Below are 6,455 nucleotides of genomic sequence, written 5' to 3'. Positions count from 1 at the left end.
AGCCGCTCGATGATCAGCTTCCCGCAAACAGGTCATAAACCCGTTCAACGGCAGCCCAATCAAGACCCATTAGTGTGCAGTGGCGGTTTTCAATGTGTATGCAGGGCGGGGTTTCGGCGTTTTACTCGCCCAGGACGCACTCGCAACGCCGACGATTCACACCCAACGTCCGAATACTCCGCGTAACTCAGACAGGCCCATTCGGGCCGAAAGTCGCTGTGCCGCAAAAGAATCCCCCGTATCCGAGCCGGTCGGCACCCCTCGATCCGACCGGCCGGACGGTTAGCTGGCCCGCCTGGCCGCCGGGCGCTTGGCCTCGGCGGCCGCCACCGCCAGCTGCTCGAGGCGGGTGCGGGCGAACGCCTGCTGTTCGGTAATGGTGAGCTGGCCGCGCCGGGTGCTCAGGAACGTGACCGTCCACGACAGCAGCGTGCTGACCTTCGTCTTGAACCCGACCAGGTACACCAGGTGCAGCACCAGCCACATCAGCCAGGCGATGAAGCCGCTGAACTCCAGCGGGCCGATCTTGGCCACGGCGGAAAACCGCGACACCGTGGCCATCGAGCCCTTGTCGAAGTACTGGAACGGCTCGCGCTCGGCCGGATCGGCGCCGTTGAGTTCCGCCTTCAGCGTGGCGGCGACGTACTTGGCTCCCTGGATGGCTCCCTGCGCAACCCCCGGCACGCCCTCGACGGCGGCCATGTCGCCGATGACGAACACGTTCGGATGCCCGGGGATGGACAGGTCGGGCAGCACCTTGACCCGTCCGGCCCGGTCGACTTCGACCGACGACTGCTCGGCGAGGTCCATACCCAGGCCGCTGGCCTGAACCCCGGCCGACCACACCTTGCACGCGGATTCGATGCGCCGAGTGGTGCCGTCGGAATCCTTCACCGTGATGCCGTTGCGGTCGACGTCGGTGACCATCGCCCCGAGCTGGATTTCCACGCCCATCTTCTCCAGCCGCGCGGCCGCGCGTTCCCCAAGCTTCTCGCCGAACGGCGGCAGCACCGCCGGGGCGGCGTCGAGCAGGATCACCCGCGCCCGGGTGGAATCAATGCCCCGGAACGACCCCTTGAGGGTGTGATTCGCCAACTCGGCGATCTGCCCGGCCATTTCGACGCCGGTGGGACCGGCGCCGATGACGGTGAACGTCAACAGCTTGGCCCGTCGTTCCGGGTCGCGGGACCGTTCGGCCTGCTCGAACGCGCTCAGGATCCGCCCCCGCACCTCCAGGGCGTCGTCGATCGATTTCATGCCCGGCGCGAACTCGGCGAACTGGTCGTTGCCGAAATAGGACTGGCCGGCGCCGGCCGCGACAATCAGTGTGTCGTAAGGGGTTTCGTAAGTGTGGCCGAGCAGATCGGAAACCACGAACTGCCCCTCGAGATCGATGTGGGTGACGTCGCCGAGCAGCACCTGGACGTTGCGCTGCCTGCGCAGGATCACGCGGGTGGGCGGCGCGATGTCGCCTTCGGACACGATGCCCGTGGCCACCTGATACAGCAGCGGCTGGAACAGGTGGTGGGTGGTGCGCGCGATCAGTTTGATGTCAACGTTGGCGTGCTTGAGCTTCTTTGCCGCGTTGAGCCCGCCGAATCCCGATCCGATGATGACTACTTGGTGACGACGGTCGGGTGCAGCAGTGGTTTCTGCCTGCGTGCTCATGTTCGGGTTGCTCCTGATCGGGGTCGCTGGACGCGCGATTCCAGTTAGCTACCACGCTAGTGAAGGCGATACCCCGAAACCCAGATCGTAAGCATGTGTAATGAACCACATCACGCATCGGGGCTGGTCGAGTGGACGTGATACTCGTCATGCCCGGTGCGCGATGCGTTTTGCGTTACAGCCCCACGATCGGTCGCAAGGCTTCGCCCACCGCGGCGATGGTGCCGGGAGTGTAGAACGGCATGTTGATGATCACCCCGTCGATACCGGCGTCGAGCACCTTCGTCTTGAGTTGGTCGGCGACCGACTCGGCGCTGCCGACCACCGCGCGCTGCGTCATCTCGGCGGGGATCTGGTCGGCGTTGAAGTTCTCGTCGACGATCGCGGTGGTCAACGTGCTGGTCTCCAGCGTGGCCGGGTCGCGGCCGATCTCCTCGCACCGCGCCCGCACGACCTTCAGCTTGCCGGCCAGCTCGTCGAACCCGGCGATGACGTTGAGGTGGTCGAAGTGGCGCGCGGCGAGCGGGATCGTCTTCTTCTCGCCGCTGCCGCCGATCATCAGCGGAATGTGGTCGCGGAAGCGGGGATTCGCCACCGCCTCCTTGGCCCGATACCACTTGCCGGAGAAGGTCGGCCGCTCGCCCTTGATCATCGGCAGGATGATCTGCAACGCCTCCTCGAGCCGATTGAACCTGTCGGTGAAGGTGCCGAATTCGAAGCCCAGCTGGTCGTGCTCGAGCTCGAACCAGCCGGTGCCGATGCCGAGGATCGCCCGGCCCTGGCTCACCACGTCCAGCGTGGTGATGATCTTGGCGAGCAGCGTCGGGTTGCGGTAGGTGTTGCCGGTCACCAGAGTGCCCAGCTGCACCCGTTCGGTCGCGGTGGCCAGGGCGGCCAGCGCCGTGTAGGCCTCCAGCATCGGCTGGTCGGGATCGCCCAGCATGGGCAGTTGGTAGAAGTGGTCCATGACGAAGACCGAGTCGAAACCGGCCGCTTCGGCCTCTTGAGCCTGGGCGATAACAGTGGGGAAGAGCTTGTCCACCCCGGTGCCGTAGGAAAAGTTGGGAATCTGCAAACCAAGTCGGATAGCCACGTCATTCACCGTAGCCAGCGGCCTGGTATCAGAACCAGGGTTCGCGATTCAGCCTCAGGCGAAACTCGCCAGCGCGCCATGGCTCACGTGCAGCGTCTGGCCGGTGATGTGGCGAGCCGCCGGGGTGGTGAGGAACAGCGCCAGGCGGGCGACCTCCGCGGCGACCGTCGGCGGGGTGCGCGACAACCCGTCGTAGCCGGCCTGGGCGCTGCGCCCGCTGGCGACCGTGTTGACCGTGATGCCGCGGGTGCCGAACGCTTCCGCCTGTCCCGCGGTCCAATTCGACAGCGTCGCCTTGATGGCGGCGTCGATGCTTCCGGCGGGCGGGTTCTCCGCCACCACGCTGATGATCGAGCCGCCCGAGCGCAGGTGATCGCCGACGGCCTGCACGAGCAGCGCCGCGGACAGCACCGTCGCGTCGAGGGCGTTGCGCCAGGCTTTGGCCGTGTCGGCCAGCGAGTAGGTGCGCGGGTCACCCGGGTCCCAGGCCGGCGCCGGCACGTTGACGATCGTGTCCAGGTGATGGGGGAACAGCCCGCGCGCCTCGGCCAGGCTGGCCGGGTCGCAGGTGTCGCAAACGATGGCGTCGACGTCCAGTTCCTTCGCGGCGACCTCGAGATCGCTGCGGCGGGCGCCCACGAGGGTCACCTTGTGGCCGTCATCGCGGAAGCCCTCGGCCACTGTGCGTCCCAAGTCCGTGTCGCCCCCGGTGACCAGAACCTCCACTGCCATGACCTCCTCGTGTTCAACGTTGAACCCAGAAGCTGCCTGGGACCTCAGCGCGTTTATGGCATAAATCTAAGAAGATGTTACTGGACGGTAGCTAGTCCGCGAAACTCCGGGCGCCGCGACGCGCGGATTTTTTGCATAACTATTCGGCCACCACGTGTTTGCGTCGATTTGGCCTCCGCGCCGACCGCATTCTCGGCGGACTAGGGTGCACCCATGCGGCGGATCGGGATTTTGGCCGGGCTGGTTTCGACGATCTTGCTGGCGGACCTGGTCGGATGCGGCTCGAAAACGCCGTCGTCGTCACCCCCTCAGCCGGCCCAACCCGCCGGCAAGGTCGTCGTCTTCGCCGCGGCCTCGCTGAAGCCGGCGTTCGGTCAGATCAGTGAGCAGTTCAAGGCCCAAAACCCCGGCAGCACCGTCGATTTCGAGTTCGCGGGTTCGTCCGAGCTCGCCAAGCAGCTGACTCAGGGCGCGACGGCCGACGTCTTCGCGTCGGCCGACACCGCACAGATGGACACGGTCGCCAAGGCGGGACTGCTGGCCGCCAGCCCGACCAACTTCGCGTCGAACACGCTCGTCATCGTGACGGCGCCAGGCAACCCGAAGAAGGTCGGATCGTTCGCGGACCTTGCCAAGCCGGGGCTGAGCGTGGTGATCTGCCAAAAGCCGGTGCCGTGCGGATCGGCGACCCAGCGCGTCGAGGACAGCACCGGCGTGCGCCTCAACCCGGTCAGCGAGGAACTCAACGTGACTGACGTCCTCAACAAGGTCACCACCGGGCAGGCCGACGCGGGTCTGGTCTACGTCACCGACGCCCACAGCGCCGGGAACAAAGTGGCGACCGTGAACTTTCCGCAGGCCGCCGGCGCGGTCAACGTCTATCCGATCGCGGTGTTGAAGAACGCCGCGCAGGTCACGCTGGCGCAAAAGTTCGTGGCCCTGGTGACCGGTGACATAGGTCAGAACATCCTGGCCCAGTCGGGCTTCGCCAAACCCTGAGCCGTGCACCGGCCTACGGATCTGCCCCGGTGGGTGTACATCCCCGCCGCCGCGGGGACCGCGTTCGTGGTCGTGCCGCTGATCGCGATCGCGATCAAGGTGGACTGGCCGAACTTCTGGTCGCTGATCACCAGCCCGTCGTCGCGGACGGCGCTGCTGCTGAGCCTCAAGACCGCCGCCGCCAGCACCGCCCTGTGCGTGCTGCTGGGCGTCCCGATGGCGCTGGTGCTGGCCCGCAGCACGGCGCGCGTCGTCCGGCTGCTGCGGCCGCTGATCCTGCTGCCCCTGGTGCTGCCGCCGGTGGTGGGGGGCATCGCGTTGCTGTATGCGTTCGGCCGGCTGGGACTGATCGGGCGATACCTCGAGGCCGCCGGGATGAGCATCGCCTTCAGCACGACCGCGGTGGTGCTGGCGCAGACGTTCGTCTCGCTGCCGTTCCTGGTGATCTCCCTGGAAGGCGCCGCGCGCACCGCGGGCGCCGACTACGAGGTGGTCGCCGCGACGCTGGGGGCGCGACCGAGCACGATCTGGTGGCGGGTGACCCTGCCGCTGTTGCTGCCCGGGTTGACGTCGGGGGCAGTGCTGGCGTTCGCCCGCTCGCTAGGGGAGTTCGGCGCGACGCTCACGTTCGCCGGGTCCCGCCAGGGGGTCACCCGGACCCTGCCGCTGGAGATCTACCTGCAGCGGGTGAGCGACGAAAACGCGGCGGTGGCGCTGTCGATCCTGCTGGTGGCGGTGGCCGCGGTGGTGGTGCTGGGCCTGGGCGCGCGCCGGCTCACCGGGGTATCCGCATGAGCGGGTTGCAGCTGCGCGCCGTCGTCGCCGAACGCGGCCTGGATGTGGAGTTCTCGGTGTCCCCGGGCGAGGTGCTCGCGGTCCTCGGACCCAACGGCGCCGGCAAGTCGACCGCCCTGCACGTCATCGCCGGGCTGCTTCGGCCCGACGAAGGCGTCGTGCGGCTGGGGGATCGGGTGCTGACCGACACCGCGGCCGGCGTGCACGTGGCGACCCACGATCGCCGGGTCGGGTTGCTGCTGCAGGACCCGCTGCTGTTCCCGCACCTGAGCGTCGCCGCCAACGTGGCGTTCGGGCCACACAGCCGCCGGGGCCGGTTCCGTCTCGCCCGTGCCGACAAGAAGGCGACGGCGCTGCGCTGGCTGCGCGAGGTGGACGCCGAGCGCTTCGCCGACCGGAAACCCCGAGAACTGTCCGGGGGTCAGGCCCAGCGGGTTGCGATCGCCCGCGCACTGGCGGCCGAACCCGACGTATTGCTGCTTGACGAGCCACTGGCCGGGCTCGACGTCGCCGCGGCCGCCGGCATCCGCGCGGCGCTGCGCGAGGTCGTCACCCGAACGGGCTGCGCGGTCATCCTGATCACCCACGACCTGCTGGACGTATTCACGCTGGCCGATCGGGTGCTCGTGCTCGAGTCGGGAAAGATCGCCGAAATCGGGCCCGTGGCAAAGGTTCTCACCGCGCCGCGCAGTCATTTCGGCGCCCGCATCGCGGGCATCAACCTGGTCAACGGCACCGTCGGACCCGACGGCTCGCTGCACGATCGCGCCGGCGCCCACTGGCATGCGACCCCGGCCCAGGAGCTGGACGCCGAGGTGGTCAACGCGGTCGCGGTGTTCCCGCCCACGGCGGTGGCCGTGTACCAGGACCGGCCGCGCGGCAGCCCCCGCAACACGGTCGAGGTGACGGTGGCGGAGCTGGACGCTCACGGATCCGCCGTCCTGGTGCGCGGCCGCGAACAGTCGGACGGCGCCCCGGGGCTGGCCGCGGAAATCACCGCGGACGCCGCCGCGGAGCTGCGGCTGACGCCCGGGGAGCGGGTGTGGTTCTCCGTCAAGGCCCACGAGGTGACGCTGTATCCGGCGCCGCACTGACCTGCGCCGACGCCAGCAAGATTGCACATCGGCAACATCGCAAGAACCGCCGCACGGCACCCTTGCGTCACAGC

6 protein-coding genes are annotated in these 6,455 nt (G+C 68.0%); 3 read left to right on the top strand and 3 right to left on the bottom strand.

Annotated features, from left to right (window positions below; all coding sequences use genetic code 11):
• Window positions 1-282: 282 nt before the first annotated feature.
• The 3 genes from A5712_RS18145 to A5712_RS18135 form a co-directional block, all read right to left on the bottom strand.
• On the bottom strand, window positions 283-1,668 hold the full coding sequence (locus A5712_RS18145; RefSeq protein ID WP_068107754.1) for an NAD(P)/FAD-dependent oxidoreductase: 1,386 nt from the start codon (window positions 1,666-1,668) through the stop codon (window positions 283-285).
• A gap of 175 nt (window positions 1,669-1,843) precedes the next feature.
• Window positions 1,844-2,761 (bottom strand): LLM class F420-dependent oxidoreductase, encoded by a 918-nt coding sequence (locus tag A5712_RS18140; RefSeq protein ID WP_068107767.1) that lies wholly within the window; start codon window positions 2,759-2,761, stop codon window positions 1,844-1,846.
• A gap of 54 nt (window positions 2,762-2,815) precedes the next feature.
• Window positions 2,816-3,493, bottom strand: a complete 678-nt coding sequence (locus A5712_RS18135) for an SDR family oxidoreductase (RefSeq protein ID WP_068107752.1) — start codon at window positions 3,491-3,493, stop codon at window positions 2,816-2,818.
• A 213-nt stretch (window positions 3,494-3,706) separates the two neighbouring features.
• Between A5712_RS18135 and modA the strand changes: the two genes are divergently transcribed.
• From modA to A5712_RS18120, 3 genes are read left to right on the top strand one after another with little or no spacing between them, the layout of a single operon-like run.
• Window positions 3,707-4,492: a molybdate ABC transporter substrate-binding protein gene (gene modA, locus A5712_RS18130; RefSeq protein ID WP_068107750.1), complete on the top strand. Its 786-nt coding sequence runs from the start codon at window positions 3,707-3,709 to the stop codon at window positions 4,490-4,492.
• 3 nt (window positions 4,493-4,495) lie between these two features.
• Window positions 4,496-5,287 (top strand): ABC transporter permease, encoded by a 792-nt coding sequence (locus A5712_RS18125; protein WP_082973507.1) that lies wholly within the window; start codon window positions 4,496-4,498, stop codon window positions 5,285-5,287.
• On the top strand, window positions 5,284-6,381 hold the full coding sequence (locus A5712_RS18120) for a sulfate/molybdate ABC transporter ATP-binding protein (protein WP_068107746.1): 1,098 nt from the start codon (window positions 5,284-5,286) through the stop codon (window positions 6,379-6,381). The genes A5712_RS18125 and A5712_RS18120 overlap by 4 nt, the downstream gene beginning before the upstream one ends.
• Window positions 6,382-6,455: the final 74 nt, after the last annotated feature.

This window comes from Mycobacterium sp. E2327 (genome assembly GCF_001672675.1).
GTDB lineage: Bacteria > Actinomycetota > Actinomycetes > Mycobacteriales > Mycobacteriaceae > Mycobacterium.
The sequence above is the reverse complement of the archived record's forward strand: the minus strand, read 5'-3'. Positions and strand labels throughout refer to the sequence as shown.